At 36.9% G+C, this 23,808-nt stretch carries 19 protein-coding genes and 3 pseudogenes; 11 read left to right on the top strand and 11 right to left on the bottom strand.

Going from position 1 to position 23,808, the window contains the following annotated elements; translation table 11 throughout:
- Nucleotides 1–132: 132 nt before the first annotated feature.
- Entirely contained in the window at nucleotides 133–318 is a 186-nt protein-coding gene (locus I2I33_RS19660) for a hypothetical protein (RefSeq protein ID WP_087422261.1), read from the bottom strand.
- A gap of 17 nt (nucleotides 319–335) precedes the next feature.
- A complete protein-coding gene (locus I2I33_RS19655) occupies nucleotides 336–539 on the bottom strand; it encodes a hypothetical protein (protein WP_087422262.1) in 204 nt (67 codons plus the stop codon).
- 632 nt (nucleotides 540–1,171) lie between these two features.
- Here I2I33_RS19655 and I2I33_RS19650 point away from each other — a divergent pair.
- Together I2I33_RS19650 and I2I33_RS19645 are read left to right on the top strand one after the other, a co-directional pair.
- Nucleotides 1,172–1,579, top strand: a complete 408-nt coding sequence (locus I2I33_RS19650) for a response regulator (protein WP_087422263.1) — start codon at nucleotides 1,172–1,174, stop codon at nucleotides 1,577–1,579.
- Nucleotides 1,580–2,090: 511 nt separating this feature from the next.
- A complete protein-coding gene (locus I2I33_RS19645) occupies nucleotides 2,091–2,432 on the top strand; it encodes a hypothetical protein (RefSeq protein WP_087422264.1) in 342 nt (113 codons plus the stop codon).
- A gap of 88 nt (nucleotides 2,433–2,520) precedes the next feature.
- On the opposite strand, the gene I2I33_RS19640 is transcribed toward I2I33_RS19645, so the two are convergent.
- The 4 genes from I2I33_RS19640 to I2I33_RS19625 form a co-directional block, all read right to left on the bottom strand.
- Complete coding sequence (locus I2I33_RS19640) at nucleotides 2,521–3,525, bottom strand: putative phage abortive infection protein (RefSeq protein WP_087422265.1); 1,005 nt, start codon at nucleotides 3,523–3,525, stop codon at nucleotides 2,521–2,523.
- 69 nt (nucleotides 3,526–3,594) lie between these two features.
- Nucleotides 3,595–3,855, bottom strand: coding sequence for a helix-turn-helix domain-containing protein (locus tag I2I33_RS19635; protein WP_087422266.1), 261 nt, complete (start codon nucleotides 3,853–3,855; stop codon nucleotides 3,595–3,597).
- Between the two features lie 235 nt (nucleotides 3,856–4,090).
- Nucleotides 4,091–4,387: a helix-turn-helix domain-containing protein gene (locus I2I33_RS19630; RefSeq protein WP_087422267.1), complete on the bottom strand. Its 297-nt coding sequence runs from the start codon at nucleotides 4,385–4,387 to the stop codon at nucleotides 4,091–4,093.
- Between the two features lie 491 nt (nucleotides 4,388–4,878).
- A complete protein-coding gene (locus tag I2I33_RS19625; RefSeq protein ID WP_229128395.1) occupies nucleotides 4,879–5,304 on the bottom strand; it encodes an XRE family transcriptional regulator in 426 nt (141 codons plus the stop codon).
- A gap of 467 nt (nucleotides 5,305–5,771) precedes the next feature.
- On the opposite strand from I2I33_RS19625, the gene I2I33_RS19620 reads away from it, so the two are divergent.
- The 5 genes from I2I33_RS19620 to I2I33_RS19600 all read left to right on the top strand — a co-directional run bounded on the left by I2I33_RS19620 (nucleotide 5,772) and on the right by I2I33_RS19600 (nucleotide 13,275).
- The gene (locus I2I33_RS19620; RefSeq protein WP_087422269.1) at nucleotides 5,772–9,089 is read left to right on the top strand and encodes a SusC/RagA family TonB-linked outer membrane protein; all 3,318 of its coding nucleotides are present in this window, start codon (nucleotides 5,772–5,774) and stop codon (nucleotides 9,087–9,089) included.
- Nucleotides 9,090–9,091: 2 nt separating this feature from the next.
- On the top strand, nucleotides 9,092–10,615 hold the full coding sequence (locus I2I33_RS19615) for a RagB/SusD family nutrient uptake outer membrane protein (RefSeq protein WP_087422270.1): 1,524 nt from the start codon (nucleotides 9,092–9,094) through the stop codon (nucleotides 10,613–10,615).
- A 7-nt stretch (nucleotides 10,616–10,622) separates the two neighbouring features.
- On the top strand, nucleotides 10,623–11,237 hold the full coding sequence (locus I2I33_RS19610; RefSeq protein WP_087422271.1) for a fasciclin domain-containing protein: 615 nt from the start codon (nucleotides 10,623–10,625) through the stop codon (nucleotides 11,235–11,237).
- A gap of 10 nt (nucleotides 11,238–11,247) precedes the next feature.
- Entirely contained in the window at nucleotides 11,248–11,658 is a 411-nt protein-coding gene (locus I2I33_RS19605; RefSeq protein ID WP_087422272.1) for a hypothetical protein, read from the top strand.
- 1,350 nt (nucleotides 11,659–13,008) lie between these two features.
- Entirely contained in the window at nucleotides 13,009–13,275 is a 267-nt protein-coding gene (locus I2I33_RS19600) for an RNA polymerase sigma factor (protein WP_087422273.1), read from the top strand.
- A gap of 250 nt (nucleotides 13,276–13,525) precedes the next feature.
- Here the strand turns inward: I2I33_RS19600 and I2I33_RS20415 are convergent, their stop codons facing one another.
- The 3 genes and pseudogenes from I2I33_RS20415 to I2I33_RS20570 all read right to left on the bottom strand — a co-directional run.
- Entirely contained in the window at nucleotides 13,526–13,717 is a 192-nt protein-coding gene (locus I2I33_RS20415) for a JAB domain-containing protein (RefSeq protein WP_229128394.1), read from the bottom strand.
- 29 nt (nucleotides 13,718–13,746) lie between these two features.
- Nucleotides 13,747–13,935: a hypothetical protein gene (locus I2I33_RS20410; protein WP_229128393.1), complete on the bottom strand. Its 189-nt coding sequence runs from the start codon at nucleotides 13,933–13,935 to the stop codon at nucleotides 13,747–13,749.
- A 278-nt stretch (nucleotides 13,936–14,213) separates the two neighbouring features.
- A pseudogene (locus tag I2I33_RS20570) lies at nucleotides 14,214–14,309 on the bottom strand (DUF3945 domain-containing protein); the annotation flags it as partial.
- A gap of 260 nt (nucleotides 14,310–14,569) precedes the next feature.
- On the opposite strand from I2I33_RS20570, the gene I2I33_RS19585 reads away from it, so the two are divergent.
- From I2I33_RS19585 to I2I33_RS19570, 4 genes are read left to right on the top strand one after another with little or no spacing between them, the layout of a single operon-like run.
- Complete coding sequence (locus tag I2I33_RS19585) at nucleotides 14,570–14,878, top strand: helix-turn-helix domain-containing protein (protein ID WP_087422275.1); 309 nt, start codon at nucleotides 14,570–14,572, stop codon at nucleotides 14,876–14,878.
- On the top strand, nucleotides 14,878–16,707 hold the full coding sequence (locus I2I33_RS19580) for a DNA methyltransferase (protein ID WP_087422276.1): 1,830 nt from the start codon (nucleotides 14,878–14,880) through the stop codon (nucleotides 16,705–16,707). Before I2I33_RS19585 ends, I2I33_RS19580 begins: the two co-directional genes overlap by 1 nt.
- Nucleotides 16,708–16,719: 12 nt before the next feature.
- Nucleotides 16,720–18,747, top strand: coding sequence for an Eco57I restriction-modification methylase domain-containing protein (locus I2I33_RS19575; RefSeq protein ID WP_087422277.1), 2,028 nt, complete (start codon nucleotides 16,720–16,722; stop codon nucleotides 18,745–18,747).
- On the top strand, nucleotides 18,744–21,995 hold the full coding sequence (locus I2I33_RS19570) for an N-6 DNA methylase (RefSeq protein WP_087422278.1): 3,252 nt from the start codon (nucleotides 18,744–18,746) through the stop codon (nucleotides 21,993–21,995). The genes I2I33_RS19575 and I2I33_RS19570 overlap by 4 nt, the downstream gene beginning before the upstream one ends.
- A 248-nt stretch (nucleotides 21,996–22,243) precedes the next feature.
- On the opposite strand, the pseudogene I2I33_RS19565 reads toward I2I33_RS19570, so the two are convergent.
- Nucleotides 22,244–22,731 (bottom strand): annotated as a pseudogene (locus tag I2I33_RS19565) (ORF6N domain-containing protein).
- Between the two features lie 129 nt (nucleotides 22,732–22,860).
- Nucleotides 22,861–23,046, bottom strand: a pseudogene (locus I2I33_RS20405) (site-specific integrase); the annotation flags it as partial.
- Nucleotides 23,047–23,808: the final 762 nt, after the last annotated feature.

The raw sequence follows: 23,808 nt of genomic DNA, 5'->3' as shown, positions 1-23,808 counted from the left end.
ATAAAATCACTATATTTGTGAATAAAATTTAATAATAATAATGGCATACCTGTAGAATTTTATGCACGTGTATAAAGAGATTATCTGGCTATTTCGGGGGAAAATTTAAAGGGGGGCAATTTAAGTTGGATTCTAAGGGTCAATTACATTGGAATTTCCACCAATTTCGAGATTTTCGATTTCCTCTACTAGAAAAATGGAAACACCATTTTCCGGGGAAAAGTTTTTAAAACGCTCTCGCACTTGTCGGATTAAATTTTCGAGAGTCTCCGGCGTTTCCGGTGTTGTCTTTTCTGTTGTCAATTTCTTTGTTTTCATAACGTTGTTTTTTAGATTCAGATTAACAAGGAGATAAAAGCGAAAATCATTGCTCCTATCAGAAGGTAACAAAACAGGGTAACAAGTATTTTCACGATAAGCCGGATAAAAAGGAACATGAACAAAATAGCCAACACGCTTTTAAACCCGGTAGCATAAACCAATATCACGGCAAACGCGACAAATACAATCTTCAAAACCTTCAATACAATTCTCACCATGATTTCAAAATTTTAAATTCTTCGGGAATACCCCCGATTGGTAACTACTCGCATTCCGTTCTTGTCTACTTCGACTGAGGGAGGGAGCTTCGTTTTCTTTTTCCGTTTCCCTGTCCCCCGCTACTTGTCTACCCCTCCTTCGGTCGGTCGCTTTCGTTATGCTTACAGGGTGTCGGGTCCAGACATCAAACAAATTTTTTTCAAAAAATACGATCCCCCGTGGATGGAGATTTTTTGAAAAACGGAGGCTTTTGAAGGAAAAATACGACCTCCCGCAGTTCTTTTTTGCCCGTGCCGGGAGCGTGGAGATTTTTCCGGAAAAAACGACATAATTTCGTTTTATCGGCTGACACGAAACAACCTTTGCATAACCGATAGTGACTGCCCGAAGGAGGGACAGATAAACGAAAAGCGGGGACAATCACGGGGAACGGCAAAAAGTAAACGAATAAACAAATACCGCTCTCCCCCGCAAGGGGGGCTTACATTCCCTGCGAAAGGGATAGAAGCAAGATACCATGTATTGCGGATAGCCCGGTCCGCACTGTCAGCGGATTCGCCCAATTCCTTTTGAATTTAACAGAAAAATTCGTTCCTTTGTGATGTAAACTACCGTTTTAAAATAATTGAAAATGAAAATTTTATACGCAGAAGATGACGCGGAAATTCGTCATCTAACGGTAGAAACGCTCACGCGCGGTGGTTTTAATGTTGTTATAGCGAGGGATGGCAATGAAGCTTGGGAAAAATATCTCGGTGGAGAAGAGTATGATTTAATACTTCTCAACAACTATATGCCGGAAAAAACAGGGATGCAAATTTTGGAAGAAATTCGAGAAAGGGGTGATAATATACTCGTGGTCATGCTCACCTCTCTCATCTTTCCCGAAATGCAAACCCTAGCGGACGCGTGCATCGAAAAAAACTGGAACTTTGAAAAATTAACCCGTGACTTAAAATCTATCATTGCCAAAGGGAGAAAACCTATCCCACCGAAAAAGAAAACGTTTTGGGAAAAAATTTTCGGTAAAAAAAAGTAAGGGTGGAAAAATTATATATATCCCGTGATACAAAAATTTCACGGGTATAAAAATATGTCCTCATCTCAACCCTATTTATGTTCAAAATCGACTATTTATTATACATAAATACACAGGTTTATTTCGTTCTTATTTTTTGTCAATTCCGATCAATCTCTTTTATAAACCAACTTTTTCCCTTTAAACACGTGAGATGAGTAATTATCCATAAAGATTTATGTTATCTACAAACACGATAGACAAACCTAAATATATAAACTTAAATTATCATAACAAGAAATTGCAAACAAAATATCATTCAACATATCAATCTACAAAAATATTGCTATGCAGCATTTAAGTCATTTGGTACATTCAAAATGAATTTCAAAAAAAATATCACAACAAAAAAATCATCTTTACATAAATTGCTTTGATTTACAAAAAAAATGTCATACCTTTAACAAACTAATGTGAGAAGGGACGCGTTACTTTTTAGGTTAGAATTGTAAAACCTTAAAAAAAATCGAACATGAAAAGATTAGTTTTAATCAGCTTGTTGGCGTGCGTGAGCGTATGTTTCGCTTTCACGAACGCATCAGCCCCGGCTTACTCTCGGACAGTAGCGGGGACGGTTTATGATTCTCAGGATTTGACGCAGCTCAGTGGGATTGAAGTTTCTGAAATTGTTGCAGGAAAAGTCATGCAAACAATCCAGACAGACGGTGACGGGCATTTCTCGTTAACCGCAAGTAGCTCAAAAACGACTATCGTGTTCAGTGATCCTTACGGGGATTATCAAAGTCGTACCATGAGCCTCGACACGGACAAACAAGATTGCTCAAATCTATCAGTTCCCCTTGATCAAAATTAAATCAAGAGAGAAGTTTTACTATTTCTAAGAAAAAAGGAAAGAATGTGAAGAGAATGTGCGTGGACGGGTAGCTAACCGTCCACGTTTTTTATGCTTCATTTCCCGCTTCCCCCGGCGTAACTTTACTTTCTTTTTCTTTTAACAAATTAAGATAACTATTCAAAATTTCCTTCGTCTGTTTATAAGCTTGTTCCGTGTCAAGACCAGTGAACAGGATTATATCATGACTATAAATATCATCTAACATATCATATTGTAGCAACAACTCTACCATTTCTTTGCCCGAACGTTCCCATACTGCATTAAACAATCCCAAAACCAATTCACTTTTTCCAAGTTGCGCACGATACAACTTCCCGTAGTAATCCTTTTTCTTTTCCGAAACATCAAACTCATTGAAAGTTTTCATCGTGTAGTACATATTCCTAAAATACTGTCCTAGCAAATGCCCGTCTTCTGTGTAAATTTGCTTGTACACCTCCGCTAAAGCTTTTCGTCTATCATCAACACTCAATGATTTCACGTAATCAGCAATCCATTTTTCCCAATCATTGAACTGATCCTCATATTCAAAGAGAGTTAAAGCATCGTGATAATCTTTAATTAAAATTTCAATCACAGCTTTAGCAGGATTATATGACCTAAAATTAAAATCAATACATTTTCTAGTCCTTTCTACAAGTATCCGAGCCCGATCCATTGATTTTTTATCTTCTTGTTTGATTTTTTGTATTGCCAAATGTATCAATAGATATTTGTTTGCTTTATCAGCAAAAAATTTGAACGCCTCGTAACCTGATTTACCGTTTACCACCACTGCATCCACTTTTTTTAAATGTAAATCCAGTAATTTAAAGAAAGTATCACTTTGTTGCGCTTTTGCACTTTCATGTCTAGTCACCAAAATACCTGTCGTTGCAACTATAAAAGCAAGAGAACCCGACACCGCCCCCATAATGGTCCCAAAAGTACTCCATTCTATCAGTTCCGTGGAAATTCCCCCGTCAAACGTGGTGAAATAATAATATAAAGGTATTAACGACGCAATAAAAATTATAACAATCAAAGCATAAAGCACATAAATAATCTTCATAATTTTCTACATTATAAATATATTTACAAATATAGACAAAAAGAGATGACAAATGAAAGCCCTCTTGGATTAGAGAGCAGAAAGGTATTTAGAATTTTTATCAATAAAAGGTTGATCGGGAAAAAAATCCTTGATCGAACAACCTAACACTACTGCTAACGCATTTAGATGATTAATATTATATTTGTCTTTTCCTTTTAAACTTTCCACTCGACCAATTAACCCCATATCACAAGCAATATCCAGAGAGAGTTCCCTTTGACTCTTCCCTAGCTCGATTCGTTTTTCACGAACTCGATCAATGATATATTGCTCTATGGTCGTTCGCATCCTTTTATTTTAACAAGTAAAGGAAAGAATTTCACCTTAAAAGTTTGTTCGGAAATTTCATAGCATTATATTTGCACCTACTACGCTATCTAAAGACAAATTAGAAAAATTGAAGTATTGCAACCAGAAGTCGAGCGTTTATGCTCGCAAAACAAAGCCGTGTCTTTTTAGGCACGGCTTTACTTTTCTATAAACTCTCTTGTAGGTATCAAGAGAAAAAGTTACCCGTATAATTTTATTTACTCTCCTCCCGCTTTTTCCGTTTCGCAAGATGATCCCGGAATTTCTCTAATCCATTCTCGTCATGAAATGGTAAAGGAAGAAAATCAGCCATACTACAATTCAAGATTCTAGCAAGTTCATTCAAATGATATATATTGTATTTTGTTCTTTTATCGGTTTCCACGTGTCCTACAAACGCGGAACCTGCTGCAAATCCTAACTTAATATCAAGCTGTTCACGTGTTAATCCTTCTCTTTCCCTTATTTCTTTAACTTTTTGTGCTATAAATATATCAATCTTTGTTTTCATGCTATTGTAAAATTTGATAAAGGAAATTTCATCGTGGAAGAATCAGTATGTGCAATTGCACAATTAGATGTTAAAATATTTGGAAGTAATAACCCGAAAATTTACCTTTACCCCACGATAAAGAGAAGTAGCGAACTGGAAACAACTCAAAATAAAAGAAATAAAAACACAAAGAATAAGAGTCCCCACCCAAAACAATAAAAGATCAACGTGCGTGACGCCATCGGAGAAAGGTGCATCCACTTCCAACGCCCTCATTACCTTGAGGGCGTTAATTTTAAACATGAAATATATTTGCTTTCTTGCCGATAATACTACATGGTAATATCAAACTCGCCCCCTCCCTAAAAAAGTGAAGGATTCTCTCATTTATAAGTACGTGTATATAAAGGTATATTTGATCTGAAAGACGTATAAAACGTCTTGTTTATGAATAGTTGAAACTAAGGTAACAAAACCGCTAAACACAAATTCGTTATGTACAAAGGATATTACTTCTTTTTTGTACTTCTTTTTATATTATTGCGTTGGCGTTTCACAGTTTCTTTTTTCTCTAATTTCTCCCGGCTTTTCTCGTCACGCTCTTTTTCCAATCTTTCATACTTTGTTTTTATTTCCGGATGCAAATTCATATACTCTTCAATCGAGTCACTTTGTACAAACGGATCAGGCATAAAATCAGCCATTCGACACCCCAAAATTTTCGCCGCCTCGTTCAATAAATTGACATTATATTTTTCTTTACACTTAGGATTTTCGATTTGTCTAATGTAAGCTTCCGACAATCTTAACTCTAATGCTAACTTCCTTTTACTATAATTAGCAGCGACTCTATACTCCATTACCTTGTTAATTATATATATTTCAACCTCTGTTGCTTGTAATTTCGTTTCTAGTTTATTCATCTTTAGTTTCATAACAAAAAATTTAGAGTTAAAGGAAATATTTTTATCTATTTATTTGCGTTAGTCATGAACGACTACTATATTTGTATCGTAAACTATCACAAACAAATTAACCTCATAGTGGGTTGTCCAACGCAAAAGCGTTCAAATATTAAGTAACATAACTAGCGTGTAATAACACGTAAAATGTTTAATATTAACAACTAACTATGAGCATATATAACTTCCTTTTAATTTTGCGCGCTCTTAAAACACCCTTGAATCCTCTCAGGGTGTTTTCCTTCATTTTCACAAGAGAAAAGTATGTGCCTCCATGAGAACACCATTATCACCAGAAGATCATCTAAACATGAATAATCAAATAATTTAAAGAACGCACGTTAATACGTGTAAATACAAAACGAGGATTGTCACGTCCGCAAAAACTTAACAATCCTCTCATTAGTTATCTGTTTGACAATTAACTAACAATCAAAGTTATGAAAAAAAAATTGAAAAAGAAAGCACGCATGAGAAAGCTTTCAACAAAACCCAAAACACGAAAAGTTATACTGGTTCACTATTCATTAGTAGCCATTATATCATTCTGCCTAATCTACCTGCCCAATATTATGCTGGCAGGCAACACGAGAGATTCAATACCGGATTATCCCGTGAAAGGAAAGGTCATGGATGAAAAAGGCGAACCACTTCCGGGTGTTACAATTTTACTGGATAGTACGCGAATAGGTACTGTCACGGGTGTTGACGGGGCATTTTCTTTCAGACTACCCAAGGCAAAAGGGGTGTTAGTATTCTCTTTTATCGGGTATGAAAATGCCAAGAAGAACTTCGTAAGCGGTCAGACACTGATCGTGACACTAAAGGAAAAAATCTCGAAACTGGACGAAGTAACCGTAATCGCCTATGGAACACAAAACAAAAGAGAAGTTATAGGTGCGATGTCAACAGTCAAGGCAAATGAAATAAAGGATATTCCATCACCTTCACTTGCCAATTTGCTACAAGGACGAGTCGCGGGTATGAACGTCACGAACATGACTGGCGCGCCGGGTGGCGGGGGAACATCAATCACGATCCGGGGATTTAACAGTTTATCCATCGAGAACACCCGGAGAGGTAGCGAACCCCTGTGGGTGGTGGATGGTGTACCCTTGCTATCGTTTACCTCTCCCATTACAGGTTCAAACACGTTAGCCGATATTGATCCCTCCACCATCGAGAGCGTGCAAGTGTTGAAAGACGCGGCTTCCGCTTCTATTTACGGTTCTCGCGCAGCGAACGGGGTTATTCTCGTTACTACCAAAAAAGGACGCTTGAATCAAAGTGCTAAATTCAGCATCAACGTGTCGCAAACGTATTCTTTCAACCCTAAACTTCCCGAATTAACGGGTGGAAAGGCTGAAAGAAGACTTCGTTTAGCTGCGTTGAACAATTTCGCGCAAGCGTATTACGACCACGAAACAAACACGTACAAATACGTTGATAATTATTATGAATCTTATAATGAAGGGTTACATTACAATTACTTTTGGAATCAAGGTTATGGCACGAACGTGCCGATCTATCAAGACAGCTTGAACCCGTTCTATAACAATTCCACGAACCTTTTCAAGTACTACTTTAGAACGGGAAAAGTCACGGATGCGAATATACAGTTAAGTAAAGGATACAGTACTTTTTCTTACAATATAGGTTTAGGTTATTACACTGAAAAGGGTGTTTTAAAAAACACGGGCTTTAACCGGGTAAATCTGATTGGTAATTTCAACTTGCGCCCGTTTGACAGGTTGGAAGCTAATTTCAGGATGTACATTGCCCGAACGGGACGAGATCGCTCGTCATACGATATGCTTGTTAATGGGTTCTCCACTGGCACGGAGTTAGAACAAATCCCGTCACAATTGCTAGAATATTCTACCGTGTTCCCCGGTCCCGGCACTAAAGCTTTTCAAGAAGCGATCAAACGATATGACGAGATCAAGGAGAAAAGCGAAGCTTACAGGCTTAGAGGTTCTTTCGACCTAAGTTACAAGATAGTGAAAGGTTTAACGCTAAAATCTTCCGTTGCCGCAGATATGTCCCTTCAATATCAAAACTTGTTCATGCCTTCCAACTTGGACGAATATAACGAAACCTATTCCAACGGGCAGCATCAACGAACGCTAATGCTTCTGAATGAAAATCTAATCACGTACAAGTATAGGTTTCACGACAAACACAACATTGATCTACTAGCGGGCTTATCTTACCAAATGGATCAGAAAGACGATATTGGAGGATGGGGAAAAGCCGCACCGTCTAACTTGATCCAGTATGTACCGTGGGCGGGTAACGCGTACGATACCGAGAACAAGCGACAACTGAAAGATTTCATGACAAGCATGGAGCGAAGCACGCTCATGGGAATTTTCGGAAGGGTAAATTATAATTACTTGCAAAAGTACCTTTTCTCGTTCACGATCAGGCGAGATGGAAGTTCCAAATTCGGGAAAAACGTGCGGTGGGGGAGTTTCCCGTCGGTCGCTCTAGGCTGGACTATATCCGATGAAAAATTCATGGATTGGAGCCACGGGGTGTTGAATTATTGTAAGTTCCGTGCTAGTTGGGGAAAATCCGGACGACAATTCGATCAACCCTATATCGCGCTCGGTCTGCTAGAGGCTAATAATCCATTTCTAGGTTATCCCACGGTAACCCCTGACTTTGGTTTAGGATTAATAAACCAAGGCTTAACCTGGGAGAAAACAGATCAATACGATCTAGGTGTTGATATGGATTTATTTAATCACCGCCTTGGCGTGACACTGGACTATTATTACAGGTACACGGATAAACTATTATACCTTATTGTTCTGCCGGGTAACTATTCCGGTTATATGCAGCAATGGCAAAATGCCTATTGTATCAGTAATCAAGGCGTGGAGTTGGCTATTAAATGGAACGTCTTGCGGTGTGGACATTTTAACTGGAACTTGGAGTTTAACATCGCCCGGAACTGGAACAGGCTAGAAAAAAGTCAAGACGAGAGAGATTTTACAAATTACGATTCCCCCGATAACCTGAATATCATCGGCAAACCCTTAAACGGGATTTACGCCTATCAAACCGCGGGATATTATCAAGACGATAAAGACGTGCCACGTAATTTTATCGCGGGAGAGGATACCCCCCTCGGAACGGGGCAACAATTCTATCGTGCCGGGGATCGAGTCATACTTGACAACAACGGGGACGGGCGAATCAATTATGAAGACCGGGTTTTCTGTGGTTCCCCGCTTCCTCTCGCATCAGGCGGTATTATCAACACGTTAAATTTTAAAGGATTTGACGTGAATATCCTTTTCAATTACGTGATTGGAAGACATATTTTAAATAAAGGCACGGGCGCATCCGTGGGAACCTCTTTAGGTATGAGCCCGGAAGAAATGGCCAAACCCGTTTTCGCGGACATAAAGAACATTTCATTCTGGCAAAAAAAAGGAGATAACACTGATTATCCCGTGAATAGACTAGAAGCAGGATTAAATAATTTTGGAACTGCAATTGCAGCCAACGTTCAAAACGTGAGCTATATCAAGTTGAAAACATTGACGATAGGCTACACCTTACCCAAAAACGTGAAAAAATTTATAGGATTTGGTGTACGGGTATTTGCAACGGGTGAAAACCTTTTCACAATCACGAATTATAAAGGAGCCGATCCCGAAAGTGTGGATACCGTGACTGGTATCGACGGGCTTGGAAATTATCCCTTGTCAACACGACTAACATTTGGATTAACCTTAAATCTATAAATATGAAATCAATTTTTTATATATTCATCCCGTTCGTGTTAATCTTGAACTCCTGTTCTGATAGCTTTCTAACAGAAGAACCGGAAATTTCAGTCACGAACAATAATTTTTGGAAAACCGATCAAGACTTCCAAGCCGCGACAATGGGTTTACATTCGCTTTTTAGAGCCGCACAAGGTAATGTTATGGTACAATACCGGGATCGAGGACTAATATTTGATAACCTCGCGACTTGGCAAAACCCGTGTAATAATGAGCTTTCTCGTTCATGGAGTATGACGAATGGCAACTTGGACTGGCGACCGGAGTACAGGGTTATCACTTTCGCGAATGAAATTATTTATAACCTGAAAAAAGGGAACCTCGCGCAAGAAAGGTATAATTACTACATGGGGCAAGCCCTCGTGCTAAGGGCTTACATGTACTTTTACGTGCTCCGGGTATGGGGGGACGCTCCCTTGATTTTAAATTCAGAGGACACGGGGGAAATAGGACGGACAGCGTGGCAAGAGATCGCCGGGCAATGTATAACAGATTTGCGGGAAGCGGCAAAATTGTTACCTCACGCGGACGCCCTGAAAGACGTGAATGGCGAAACGATCACGAGTAAACAAATTGCCTCACGGGGGACGGCTCACGCTATACTGGCTCACCTTTACGCGTGGAAAGCGACACTAAATAAAGAACCGGAACTGAATCAACTCGCGATAGCGGAGTGCGACACGGTATTATCTTACAAGTATTATCAATTAGCAAGAAATATTCATGAGGTTTGCGAAACCGTGATGTTTGGTAATAGCAGCGAGGGCATTTTTGAACTGGATTACAGGGATAACGATTTCGATTTCGTGACATCCGGTTCACGTTTAGCAGGTTTTTGTCAATCGTTTCCAATCGTTCCCCTTGCGACCCCACAAACCACACGAAGGAATCTAAGGATAAATAATAAAACCGTTTACGCGCTTTACCCGGACGCGAACGATGATCGTAGAAAAGAATACTTCTATGACCTTGATTATTATAACTCGTTAAGCACCTCGATCACACAAGGAGCGGCATACATTCAAAAGCTACGTCATTATAGCAAATACACGGATGGAACGCAGGTAGGACGTATAAAAAGTTACCTTGATAACGAGATCATCATTCGTCTTGCCGACATCATTTTGTTGCGCGCGGAATTGAAAGAGAAAACAGGGGATCGGACAGGTGCGGAAACTGATTTGAATGTTATCCGTCAAAGAGCCAATACTAACGTTTACGATGAAAACGAAGGTAGTCTAAAAGAAGCTATTCAAAACGAGAGGGACAGGGAATTATTTCTTGAAGGTATTAACACAAGATTTTTTGATATGGTTAGAAACGGTATGTTCCGGGAGAAACTGAGAGGCAAATTTAAAACCCTGACCGATCAAGACGTGGCGGATGGGGCTTTGTTTGTTCCCGTCGGTTCTATGGCGTTTAGCAATAACACCCGTATGATTCAAACAACATACTGGAAAAGAAACGGTTATCCACATAAATAATAAAGCTATGAAAAACGTATTACTGATATTAACTATTACCTTGCTAATGGTATGTTGTGATAAAGACAATTATATTGATTCCGGCACGCACGAGCAAAAGCACGACTGCACGGTTTGGGAATATTTTCATACCGACCACGCGAATTGGGATTCTCTGATCGTGATGATCAAACACGCGGGTATGATAAAATATTTTGACGGGACGAACAAAGACGAGATTACTATTTTCGCCCCGACCAATCATTCAATCAACCAATATTTATTTCAAACACTCGATGATAACGAGGAACGTTTGTACGAGAAGGTTGCGGACATCCCTGCTGACGAGTGTCGAGAAATGTTACTCTCGTATATGATACACGGGAAAAAGTTCTTACAAGACTTCGATTACGAGGTAAAAGGCACACAGACTGGAGGAACAATGGAACGAACGTTATCAGGTATCCAATTAAGGGTGTACCGGATCACGTCCTCATTTAGTGGTATTTCTGACATTGGTGCGGAAAAATTAGCGTTCCAAGCCCCGGAAGGTTATATCGGCACGGTTGCATCGTGCAATATAGAAATGAATAACGGCGTGGTACACTCGCTTGATGCGACCTGTATGTTTACAACACTATAAACCTCAAACTATGAAAACAATTATATTATCATTATTCATTCTTCTTTTGGTTATCGGTTGTCAAAAAGATATTGCAATCGGGTATTTGAACGTGACAAATGCCATGTACTCGCCCGATTCGCTTGTCGTGAAAGCAAAATTGGACGAGGAAGAAGACGCGTATCAAATCGAACACAAGATACCGTGGCAATCCAACGAGATCGACGGCGTGGAAGGGACATTACCTATTTACTTTCAGATATGGGGTATTAACGGGGGACAACCGGAAATCATGAATCAATTTTCAATAAAACCGACAGGAGTGATCGAACTCCCGTATAATCATACAGTTCCAAGTGGTCGGTATATTATAGACGTGAAAGTCGGAAACAGAGATCATGGTTACACGATTGATTCAGCTTTCACGGTTATTATAAAGTAATGAACGAGGATCACGCTATTTTGCCAAGACTTGAAAAATAATTTAGTATTTTTTTTGTTTATGAGATAATTATTTATCATCTTTGCAACAACAGAACGCAATACGTTCAGTTTTTATTGATAGCGTGCAATTATGCACTGTGGGCGAAATCTAGCAACTTTTCGATAGGATCACGGTGATTGCAACGCTTCGAACCTGATTACGTATAGTAATATATATAGTCGGGTCGAGGCTTGCTTTTCGTATCCTAAGGTTTGCTAGACCTTCGCCACGAAGAGCAGCCCGGTCCGATTTTATAAATCTCCCGGATTGCTAAAATACAGCACCGGGATTTTTTATTCCGGTGCTAACAAGAAAGCAGCCGGAAACGCACAGGGGAGCCACGTTCATCTTCTCACATTAGTAGTTTGAATCCCACCCGGCTGTTTTCTTTAAAAATAGGATTGATCGGTTAAATACTTGAGCGCGGGGTATTTGAACTTAGGACAACTTGATCTGATGAATGAAATTGATAGTTTACAAAAGTTAGATCAAAAACAGAGGGGGAACCCGCGCCCCCTCTTTTAAGATACTTAACAGCGAGAGAATCTGTTAACTCCTTCTCGCTTTAAGTCCGGAAACCGCCTCTTCTCCTAGAGGCGGTTTCATTTGTCATGGATAAAGGTAATCTTTTCCTAAATATTTCTTGCCATCTTCTTCTTGAATAAATCTTATGAGACGTCTTTCTGTTTCATGCTCATTTTTACTGAACATGATTGTTAATGTTTCATAGATTTTTAATGATAGTGGTTGTAAAGTTTACAACGGTAATTTTACGGGAGTAAAATCAAATATAAAAAAACAAGTAATAATATAAGTGAGTTAAAAGAACTCACGTGAGCCTTTACGGGTGAGCTGTAACAATCCATATCAACGCAAAAGGCGACTACTTTTGTAATCGCCTCTGGTGATCCGCATGGATCTTTAACCCATCCGTCTCACCATCTTAAATATCAACATGTTATATATCATCACCCAGTGAGAAGGGGTACGATTGGGATACTGACTTTTTTAAGGGTTTTTATCCGCATTTGGCGGATGTCTGTCTCCATTTATCTTGGGTTCAAAAGTCCGTATTCGTTTTGAATCATACAAGTGTTTGATTATTAATCTTTCAACTTAGGCACAAGATGCAAGCTATATATACATATATATCCTTGCAGCTAACAATTTTGGACTAATAAATATATTCTAAACCAAATATTACTTAAAGTATATGCGGTTACAGTGTTTTATTTCGGTAATCGTTCCTTTTTACCCATTGTCTTTTATACTTTTGTACAGCGATATAATTACTAATTCATAATATCAATGGAAATATCAACCATCGAAGCATTGCAGAAGGGCGATCATAAGGCTTTCGAAGAAGTATTTTTAGCTTATTCCGATAAGGTAAAATATCTCTTGACGGGGCTTTTAAGGTCAGAAAGTAATGCTGAAGAACTGGCACAGGATATTTTCATGAGACTGTGGATGAACCATACATCTATAGACCCAAACAAGGCATTTAGTACCTATCTATACACCACTACAAGGAATACAGCTTTAAATTTTCTAAAGGTGTCACCTACTACATAAATTTTTCCTTTAACTGAATGGGAACATTGTCTTTTCAAAGGTTCGGGACTGGTACAGGGCAAATTATTATTTATGAAATACTACCCGCAGGTGTAGAGATTTCTAAAAAATAATTTGAACAGTAACAGGCACGGATATACCTTTGATAATGTTCCAATCAGTTTCAGGGGAAATTTTTCTCTTGTTTGAGAGGATAGAAACAAAAGCCATTAGGCTTTTTGTATTGGGTAATGAGAGAGTAAAAAAGGGCTTAGATAAGCCCCTCATCCGTAAAGCTGTAATCACTTTCTTCTGTTAGGAGGATATGGTATAACAGGCGCAAATCCAAGACCTTGCAGACTTCTTTTATTTTTGAGGTAATTTGTTTGTCCGGTTCACTCGGATGCAGATTGCCCGATGGATGGTTATGTGAAAGGATAATCCCCGAAACATGAGCCCCCATGGCTATACTTTAGAAATAAGAGAAATGCCTCAAACTTTATTAGCACGGTTCAGGAATAGTATATAGTTTTCTTCATACTGTTCTATATATTCCGTATAGAACGGTTTCAAATGGGAATAGGAAGATTGAGAAGTTAAGATTTTTACCCTTTCGGATACTTCTACATTGTCTTTATAGGAAATAGTGATTTCCAGTATAGTAAATTTTGTTGTTCTCATGATTACTGAATTTTAAATTAAAAAATAAGAAATTTTGCCAGACACTCACAGTTTGGCGGGGACTTCAACCTAATTTTTTCAGAAAATACGCCCATAGTCCTGACCCGTTTTCTGTTCCACTTTCGCCGCCCGTTCTTGTTGGTGGTACTGGCACTATTTAGACGTAAGCATGAAGTCGAAATTTTTATTCACGGTATTGCATTGGACGATGTGCGTGATCTTCGTGCTGGGTTCTTCGCCGGGATATGCCTTCTTATCCATGTTTTTACCAATACGCCCTGATCTTTCTTTAAGCTGTACTGCTGATCTTGTGAGAGTTCGACGCTTTTGAGTTTTTGAGGAATTTGGATTTTTGAAAGTGGAACAGCTTCCACACGGTTAGTGAGGACATAAGTGTCAGGATTCTCTCGCCGCAAGGTGTCATTTCTAATTCAAAGACATGTCTGTCGTGTTTGGTAGTGGTGAGTTACATTTGCTCGTTGTAGGGTAGCTAAACAACAGGTCTGTTTGTTTACTACTGGCGACTTGTGGTACCGATTGGGCAGCGAATGAGGTTGAAGCAAAAATAGGAACACGTTTCTTGTCCAGTTCAAATAAACATCTTATCTTTGGACAAAATTTGTCCAGATTGAATATGTCAACAAAAACTATAGAAACATTTGGAGAGAAGATTCGAAGACTTAGAGAACAAGCGGATATGCCATTACGGAAATTATCTGCATTGTTAGATATTGATCAATCTACATTAAGTAAAATTGAACGAGGAGAACGCTCTATAAAAAAAGACCAGATTTTGGTTCTAGCTGATATTCTAAATGTGGATCGAAGAGAGCTTGTGACTCTGTGGCTAACAGATCAAGTTTACGAATTAATAAACAGTGAAGGCGAGAATGCTATTAATGTGCTAGAAATTGCCAAAACGAGGTTGAAAAATAGAAAATAATGAAAAAGCAACATACTTTAAATATAGAAGAGATAAAGCAACTTTATAATACTCCACTTCCTTCAAGTAGAAGCGGAGCATTATATAATGCATTTTCGTATCCCACTAAAATATCACCAGAGGCAATAGGTATGTTTATAGCATGCCATACAAATGTTGGCGATACTGTATTGGATTCATTTGCTGGTAGTGGAACAACAGGGTTAGCCACAAAACTTTGTGATAATCCGACTCCTTATATGATAGAAACAGCAGCTAAAATGCAATTAAATCCTAAATGGGGGAAAAGGAAGGCTATTTTATATGAATTGAGTACTTTAGGGGCTTTTGTCAGTGAGGCTATGAATAATCCTCCTTCTTCCAAGGAATTCGCTAAGTATGCTAAGAAGTTATTGGATAAAGCAGAAAAAGAATTAGGATACCTTTATACTACTTATGATAATAAGAATAATATAGGAAAAATAAGGCATGTGATATGGTCGGATGTTTTGATTTGTCCTATTTGTAAAAAAGAATTAACATTCTGGCAAACGGCAGTACAGCATACTCCTCTTAAAATATTGTCTAATTTTAAGTGTCCTTATTGTAAGCACACAGAAGCTTTTAGTAAAATCCCTAGAGCAACCGAAGATGTAATGGATGAGGTTTTAAAGATAAAACATACCATAAAAAAAAGAGTTCCTGTACGTATTTATGGGAAAACAGGAAAAGAAACATGGTATAAAGATATTACTGACAGCGACATAAAATCTCTAGAGGAAAAATTAGAAAAAATCGAGTTGACTGATTTTCCAACATTTGAATTGAAATGGGGAGATTTATACCGCAAAGGATATCATCAAGGGATTACTCACCTACATCATTTGTATACAAAAAGGAATGCAATTATATTTGCCTCTTTGTGGAAAAGAATAAACTTATATCCCGAGAAATATCAAAATGCACTTAAATTATTATTACTTAGTTATAATGCTTCACATTCAACATTGATGACTCGTGTCGTTGTTAAAAGTAATAACAATGATTTTGTAATAACAGGGGCACAATCAGGAGTTTTGTACATCAGTAGCCTGCCTGTTGAAAAAAACATAATAGAGGGTGTTAGACGAAAAATTAAGACATTACAACAAGCTTTCACTCTAATTGAACATAGTAAGAGTGAAGTTGAAGTAAAGAACATGAGTAGTACTACACTACTGGAACCGACACAATCTGTTGATTATGTTTTTACGGATCCTCCATTCGGAGATTACATTCCGTATTCTGAAATAAATCAAATTAATGAAGCGTGGTTAGGTTCTATCACAGATCAAACCAATGAAGCTATTATAAATGGATCTCAGAATAAAGGAATCTCTGAGTATAGGGATTTGATGACATGCGTTTTTTCCGAAATTAATCGGGTATTGAAAGATAATGCCGCTATGAGTTTGGTTTTTCATTCGGCTAAGGCTGAAATCTGGAAAGCTTTAATTGAATCATATCAAAATGCGAGCTTAAAGGTATGCACCTCAAGTATTTTAAATAAGGTTCAAGGGAGTTTTAAACAAGTGACATCAACAGTTAAAGTCCAAGGCGATCCTTTATTATTATTGGTAAAGACAAATGAGAAAATTGATATTCAAAAAAATGGTACATTATTAATAGAGGATATAATTAAAAAAGCTTTTGATGAATTTACGGATATTGAAGAAAGAAAGCCGGAAAGAATATATTCTCGATATATAAATGCTTGCTTAGAACTTGGGTATCCTGTTAAATATGATGCGAATGAGTTTTACGATATTGTGAAATTGGAATTGGAAAAGCAAATAATTTCTCATTTATAGTAAAGATAAAAGATGGAGTTAAGCAGTATCAAAACAAAGAAAGAATTAGGGCAATTTTTCTCAGGAAATGCAATTGCTAAACTTCTGTCTTGTCTTGCCGAAAGTTATACCGCCAATAATATTATTGATCCAATGTGTGGTATTGGTGATTTGTTATTAGGTATAAATACCAATGGTTGTCCTAGACCAAATCTGACAGGAGTAGAGATTGATAAATCTATCTTTGAAATAGCCCAAAAGAGGGCTTCTAGTTCTATTAATAATTTGATTAATGGAAATATTTTTGACCCTAAAGTAATTAAATCCTTATCTTCAGAAGGCTATGATTTAGTCATAACGAATCCGCCTTATATAAGATATCAGGAACTTAAAGAAGGGAAATGCAATGACAACTTTAGTTCCGCTCAAATACGCAAGTATTTAATAAAGCATTTAGAGCACTTTAAGCAGATAGATAAAGAAGAAAAAATATTCTTAGAGAAAGTAATAATGCATTATTCAGGATTATCTGACATTGCTGTCCCTGCTTGGATTTTATGCTCCATGATGGTTAAAAGGGGAGGGACTCTTGCAATGGTAGTTCCTGAAGCCTGGTTAAGTAGAAATTACGCTCTCATTATTAAATATCTTTTATTATCACTCTTTAAAATAGAATACATTATTGAGGATGCAAACTCTACTTGGTTTTCACCAGCTCAAATAAAAACAACCTTAATTGTTGCTAAAAGAATCAGCAAACAACCAATTCAAGCATGGACTGATAATGATTTTTTTATATATGCATCTATATACAAAACAGCAAATAGTGTTGACAGTTTGATAGGAAATATGTTTCCTAATAGTATATTTCCTGAGCAAAAATTCATTCATTTTCTAAAAGAAGGAAAGTCTATTAATGGATTTATTGATAATACTACCGTTTCTTTGAAAAAATTCTCCAAAGAACTTATCTCGACAAGTAAACGTCAAAAAGGATTCATTTATGCCGAAGAAAACAATTCAAAACTTTTCATAGAAGAAGGAAAAGATATTAAATCCACTTCTTCTTTAAAGGATTGGTTTGGTTCGAAAAGAATAAAATTTTCTTTTCTTGAAGATATGGGAGTTAATGTGGGTCAGGGATTAAGAACTGGTGCAAACTTCTTTTTTTATTTAGATTCTGAAAATTGGTCTACGAATGAAATCAAACTATTTCCAGATAAAAAATACAATATAGATCCATTTGTGGTCGATAAAAAATATACAAAATTTGTTGTGAGAAAACAAACAGAATTAGACGATTCTTATTCGGTAAATAGTTTTAAAATAAATGGAGTTGTACTAGCCTTACAAAATTATGCAATTCCTGAAGATGCAAAATATGCGATTGGATGTAATTCGAAACTAAAGCATAAATACAAAGAATTGCCTATTGCATTAATCCAATATATTAGAAAAGCATCAACTATAATTATAAAAGAGCGAGACAATAAAAAGATTAATGAATTATCCGCAGTGAAGCCTAATATAAAAAAATGGAATGAAAAAAAGCCGGATGACCCTCCTCGGTTCTGGTACATGTTGCCTGATTTTTCTAAACGACATTCTCCAGAATTGTTTGTTCCCCGAATTAATAATAATGGTGTAAAAGTAAGGATGAATAACAAACACTTTCTTATAGATGCAAATTTTTCTACAATCTGGACTAATGTAAAATTGTCTAAGTTTGATAAATATGGTTTGTTATCCTTATTGAACAGTACACTGTTTTTAACTTTAGTCGAAGAGCATGGAACTGTTATGGGTGGAGGTGCTCTCAAATTAGAAGCGACACAAATAAAGTCCATACCATTGCCTCACTTAAGTCAGGATACCATTTCTGTATTGAATCGTTATGGTAAGATTCTTAGTGATTCATCAGATGAATCAAAGGATATTATAGAAAAGATAGATAGAGTCATTATAATTGATCTTTTTGGAAAAAATATTTCTGTAGAAGAGAAAATAATGCACTTGTCATCCATAAGAGATAACCTTATAAATAAAAGAAGTAAATTATGAATACCACTGTAAATATATCCGCTGCTAAAAAATGTTTGGCTGATAGTGTCCAGCTCATTAGCGAAAAGAAAAACGAACAAGTTATTCGTGATAGTTTTACTTCACATTTACGTCAAATATTCACGGATATGCCCAACTGGGTAACACGACATATACAAAATAGTGAATCCGCCGTAAAAATAAATAAAGGAACTAAAGTAAGTACTGGATTTATAGATAATTTGGTGGATCTTGTTGCTATTGAGTATGAAGGTGATTTGACAATAAGGTCTAAGTTTGACACCGGATTTAATCAAGTCAAGGATTATTGTGCTGCCCTCGTTAATCGTGGTAATGATTCGGATTTAGTTATAGGGATACTGTCTGATACTGTTCGTTGGTACACTTATACGATTGAAATAGACCAAACCGCAGTGATGCCCTATAATAGAGATAATGTTATCTTAAATCAGATCGATTTCATCGATTGTTCTCGAGCAGATGATAAAGCATCTAATGATTTAATAATTTTTCTTCAAAAATATCTCGGTCGTATTGGAGCACGTCCTGTTTCAGCTTATTCTATTGCAAAGGACTTAGGATTTGAAAGTCAATTTTGTTCTATCTATTTATCTTCACTCGAAAAAATCATAAATGGGGCATTTAAGGATAGTCCGAAATATGCAGAATTAGTTTCTAGTCTATGGTGTAGCTTTGTGAGCTACTTACGAGAGGAAGGGCATTCGAAATATTTTGATATAAAAACATATATTGACGAATACTATATTCTTACTTTAGGAAAACTGATTTGTGCAAATTATATTGAGAAGAGGGCTTTGAACTCAGATGAAAATGAACTTTTAGACATTATTTCTGGACGCTATTTTGAGAATAAAGGATTGATAAATTTTATTGAATACGATTATTTTGGCTGGATCAATTCTTCGCCTATTGCAGACAAGATTGCTCCTATTGCTCAATTAATACAACAAGATTTATTAGTATATAATTTTGCATCAGATCCAGACGAAGATTTATTTGGCAAGTTAATGGCTCAGTTAGCTAATCGTTCTCAACGACTGCTATTAGGTCAGGAATGGACACCAAGTTGGTTATCACATAAGCTAGTTCATCATGTCATAGATAGTATTCCGTCGAATGAACCTATTCGTTTACTGGACATGTGTTGCGGCTCAGGATCTATGATTGTTGAGTCACTCAAAATTATAAAAAATAGGATTAAGGAAAATATAGATATTCACGGTCAGGAGGAAAGAATCAATCTCTTAGTACAATCAATCACAGGTTTTGATATTGATCCATTAGCTGTTATGCTGTCAAAAATCAACTGGCTTCTCGTCACAATGGATTGGATTAGGCCTCTTGGTACATTTAATATTTCCATACCCATATACCATGCGGATTCTTTGTTTGCAATAACTCCTATATCGAATAATATAGTAAGTGAAACGAATGCGTATATTCTAAAAATCGCAGAATTTTCGGTTGAACTGCCAGTTTTTTTAATAGCTCCTCAATATCGGGAATTCTTTGATAGTTTAATCTCTATTGCTTATAAATTAGCTCTAAGTAATAATTCGTCTTCAATTGATTTGTATATTGAAAAAGATGAGTTATTAATTCATATTCAGGATATTATAAGCAATTTGGCTCAAGATATTACTCCTGAACAGATTGAAATGATATTAGAGTTCCTAAAGCAATTCATAAGCAAAATTGATATACTTAATCGAGATGGTCGGAATGGAATATGGTCATATATTTTAAGAAATAGTTTTAGACCCGGTTTAGTTCTAGGACAATTTAATGGTCTTGTATCTAATCCCCCTTGGCTTGCGCTAAGTAAGGTTGCAGATAATCCTTATCATGTGGTTCTAAAAAGAAAGGCTGAAGAATTTGGTATAAAGCCAGAAGGTTCTTCTCATTTGCATATCGAACTAGCCACCATTTTTTTACTTCATGCAGTTCGCCAATATTTAACTGCGGGAGCTCAGATAGGTTGTATAGTTCCCGATACCGTTTTAAATGGACATCATCATAACCCTTTTAGAAAATCAAAATTTCTAACATCTAAAATTTCTGTTCCATTCAAAGTAAATGAAATATGGAAGATTGATGGTTTCGTTTTTAAAAATAAGGCAGCAATATTGTTTGGGAAGAAACAACAACCTGATGCAAATCCTTCTATTTCTATACCGGGATGTATCATTTATGAGAATCAGTCTTCGACTGAAATAACTTTCTATAAAAACACCCAAGGTAATAGAACAGCTTGGGGTGAGAGACTTATTACTGGAGAGGAAGGGTTTTATAACCCTGGATCTTTTCGTCAAGGAGCTGATATTATGCCTCGAAATCTTCTGTTTTATGAGGTTTCGCCTTGTGAGAATAGAAATAATGTATCTATTAAATCTATCAATCCTATTACCAGTAATATTGCTTATATTGTTAGGGATGCTAAAAAATTTAAAGAATTTCATTTATCTAGTAGAATAGTAAAGAGGGATTTAATATATGATGTAATAACTTCAAATTTATTAACTCCATACTGTATCTCTCCATTTCAACAAGTGTTTCTCCCCATTAAAAAAGAAGGTGGTAAATGGACTAAACTATCCAACAGAGAGATTATATCCAAAGGAGCAATTGTTCAAAACGCTTTTGAAGCGATATTTAAAACAATTGATCCTATTAATGGGAACGTTGATTCATTATTCTCACTATTAGATGTCAGAGGGAAACTTTCTCAGCAAGTTCTTCCATCTACCGGATTTATTGTAATGACTGGTGCAGGTGGGAAAAATGTATGTGCGGCATATCTTAATTTAGACGATGAAAATGTTGTCACAGACAGGTTAATTATTGACCAAACAATATATTGGACACATGTAGATACTGAAGAAGAGGCAATTTACTTGACGGGACTTTTTAATAGTGAAGCCATAAATGGAATTATTCAAGAGTTTCAGCCACGAGGTGCTTTTGGAGAGAGACATATACATACACTTCCATTTGGAGTTACCCCTCCTTATGATTCAAGCCAAATAGCCCATCAAGATGTTGTGGAAAAGACTTGGAGTTTGGTTTCGGAATACCATGAATTACTATTAAATTCAGATGTCAAGGAATTGCTTAATCCTAATACAAGCGCTCTGACAAAAAGAAGAAGAACATTAGCTTCATACATCAAACGTTTACCTTCATATCAAGAATACGAAGAAGCATGTAGAGCCTTGTATGGGTTATAAAGGGGAGTACAAAACGCCCAAACATAGAAATCGGGGTAGTTTTGTAAACAAGAGAGTTTTGAATACATCCTCTTCTACTTATTTTGTAGATGTAGAGTTTTTTGGAAAACCGGGATGGTTTAGATTTGGTATTTGTCCGCACTGAACTGTAACTTTACTAAAATTTATAATTTAGATACATTACTTTAGGGAACTAAAAAAAGGGTATCACTGGTGACACCCCTTAGACAACTGAATACCTTAGCCTGCTATTCGTCATAGGTTCTATATCCTATCGGCTTGCGTGGCTTCGGTTCAGGTTTACTTAGTATTGGATCAGAGCTTGGTAAACTTCGCTGAATTATGCATCTGTGCTTTCTTCCAGTTCTTCAATACGCTTTAGTAGTTCCTGATAGCCTGTTATCATTTGACGCAAGGCTACAAATGCCCGCATGATAGAAATATTCATCTGTATGGCAATAGGGCTACGTAACACACCCGATAAAGCGGCTACACCTTCCTGCGTGAAAACATAAGGCAAATACTTGGTATGTTTACCACGTTTTGAACTGGCAGCTTCTTCCATCTCATCCGGATTATTCTTTAAGGTCACAATTTGTGACCTTAAACATTCGGCTTCTTCCTTTGTCAGTTCAAACATAAAATCTTCGGGGGAACGTTCTATATTACGTTTAACAGCCTGTTTCAAGACTTTTGTTTTCACTTGATAAAGTGCTGCAAGGTCGCCATCGAGCATAACCCCTCACCCCCTAATTTCATAAATCTTGCTTTGAATGATTTGTAAATCCATAATTCAATATTTTAAGTTGTTAAGTGATAAACTATCTTTAGAACTGGTCACGATTTGTGACCAGTTCCTAATCTTTTATATGGTAGCAGTTACCTTTTTCGTATTAATTTTCTGCGCCAGTAATTCCATATCGTTACTTAATTTCGCATCTATGACTTTAGCATAGATTTGAGTAGTGCGAATGTCGATGTGTCCCAACATCTTAGATACACTTTCGATGGGTACACCGTTTGCTAAGGTAATAGCCATGGCGAAAGTGTAAACCTAAAAAGCGGAAATTAGAAAATGAACGTAATTCACGCTGAATCAATTATTTGTGTCTTACAATGGCTTTAACTGTCTATCCCCTGAAATGCAATAAAAAGCAGATTTAGGAAAAGGTCAGTTACTTATCCGTTCCCTGTCTTTAAAACAGAGAATCAAGGTAAAACACTGAATTTTAGACGGGTTTAGTTATATGTGCTGTTTTTCTTTAGTGGGTGTCATTCGTTAGCCGACAAAGGTATTGTTAGTCTGTCTTTTTCAGTCGCTTAAATAGCTCTGTTAGAAGTAATTTTATCACTTAAAAACAACAGAGTATGGCAACAGATTTCAAACTGCTTTTCTACATCAAGAAAACAGAAGTAAAAGCCGATGGTACTTGCCCGATTATGGGACGTATCTCCATCGGAAAAACGATGGCGTAATTCAGTACCAAACAGACCGCTACTGTATCCCTTTGGGATACACGGGCAAACCGTATGTCAGGCAAAAGCACAATGGCAGTAACCGTTAATCAGTCGTTGGATAAACTGACAGTTTCGATAAATTTACATTATCAAAAGTTGGTTCAACTGAATGGTTCAACTACCGCCAACGATGTAAAGAACGCCTTTCAGGGTGTGGCTTCCGCTCAACACACTTTGATTAAGTATCACCCTTTTTGAGACACTATCCTATCCAATTTGATAGTGTTTCAAAAAGTGTGTAAATTCCTTCTTTTCTCATGACTGCAAAATTATAAATAGTTCAATAAAATAATCT

This window comes from Butyricimonas sp. BSD2780061689_150309_C8 (assembly GCF_015560935.1).
Lineage (GTDB): Bacteria > Bacteroidota > Bacteroidia > Bacteroidales > Marinifilaceae > Butyricimonas > Butyricimonas paravirosa.
This window is presented reverse-complemented; position numbering and strand designations above follow the sequence as displayed.

Bases quoted from the DNA above. Each gene is read 5' to 3' on its own strand.
- I2I33_RS19660 (WP_087422261.1), bottom strand. From the start codon at position 318: ATGAAAACAAAGAAATTGACAACAGAAAAGACAACACCGGAAACGCCG.
- I2I33_RS19655 (WP_087422262.1), bottom strand. From the start codon at position 539: ATGGTGAGAATTGTATTGAAGGTTTTGAAGATTGTATTTGTCGCGTTT.
- I2I33_RS19650 (WP_087422263.1), top strand. From the start codon at position 1,172: ATGAAAATTTTATACGCAGAAGATGACGCGGAAATTCGTCATCTAACG.
- I2I33_RS19645 (WP_087422264.1), top strand. From the start codon at position 2,091: ATGAAAAGATTAGTTTTAATCAGCTTGTTGGCGTGCGTGAGCGTATGT.
- I2I33_RS19640 (WP_087422265.1), bottom strand. From the start codon at position 3,525: ATGAAGATTATTTATGTGCTTTATGCTTTGATTGTTATAATTTTTATT.
- I2I33_RS19635 (WP_087422266.1), bottom strand. From the start codon at position 3,855: ATGCGAACGACCATAGAGCAATATATCATTGATCGAGTTCGTGAAAAA.
- I2I33_RS19630 (WP_087422267.1), bottom strand. From the start codon at position 4,387: ATGAAAACAAAGATTGATATATTTATAGCACAAAAAGTTAAAGAAATA.
- I2I33_RS19625 (WP_229128395.1), bottom strand. From the start codon at position 5,304: ATGAAACTAAAGATGAATAAACTAGAAACGAAATTACAAGCAACAGAG.
- I2I33_RS19620 (WP_087422269.1), top strand. From the start codon at position 5,772: ATGAAAAAAAAATTGAAAAAGAAAGCACGCATGAGAAAGCTTTCAACA.
- I2I33_RS19615 (WP_087422270.1), top strand. From the start codon at position 9,092: ATGAAATCAATTTTTTATATATTCATCCCGTTCGTGTTAATCTTGAAC.
- I2I33_RS19610 (WP_087422271.1), top strand. From the start codon at position 10,623: ATGAAAAACGTATTACTGATATTAACTATTACCTTGCTAATGGTATGT.
- I2I33_RS19605 (WP_087422272.1), top strand. From the start codon at position 11,248: ATGAAAACAATTATATTATCATTATTCATTCTTCTTTTGGTTATCGGT.
- I2I33_RS19600 (WP_087422273.1), top strand. From the start codon at position 13,009: ATGGAAATATCAACCATCGAAGCATTGCAGAAGGGCGATCATAAGGCT.
- I2I33_RS20415 (WP_229128394.1), bottom strand. From the start codon at position 13,717: ATGGGGGCTCATGTTTCGGGGATTATCCTTTCACATAACCATCCATCG.
- I2I33_RS20410 (WP_229128393.1), bottom strand. From the start codon at position 13,935: ATGAGAACAACAAAATTTACTATACTGGAAATCACTATTTCCTATAAA.
- I2I33_RS19585 (WP_087422275.1), top strand. From the start codon at position 14,570: ATGTCAACAAAAACTATAGAAACATTTGGAGAGAAGATTCGAAGACTT.
- I2I33_RS19580 (WP_087422276.1), top strand. From the start codon at position 14,878: ATGAAAAAGCAACATACTTTAAATATAGAAGAGATAAAGCAACTTTAT.
- I2I33_RS19575 (WP_087422277.1), top strand. From the start codon at position 16,720: ATGGAGTTAAGCAGTATCAAAACAAAGAAAGAATTAGGGCAATTTTTC.
- I2I33_RS19570 (WP_087422278.1), top strand. From the start codon at position 18,744: ATGAATACCACTGTAAATATATCCGCTGCTAAAAAATGTTTGGCTGAT.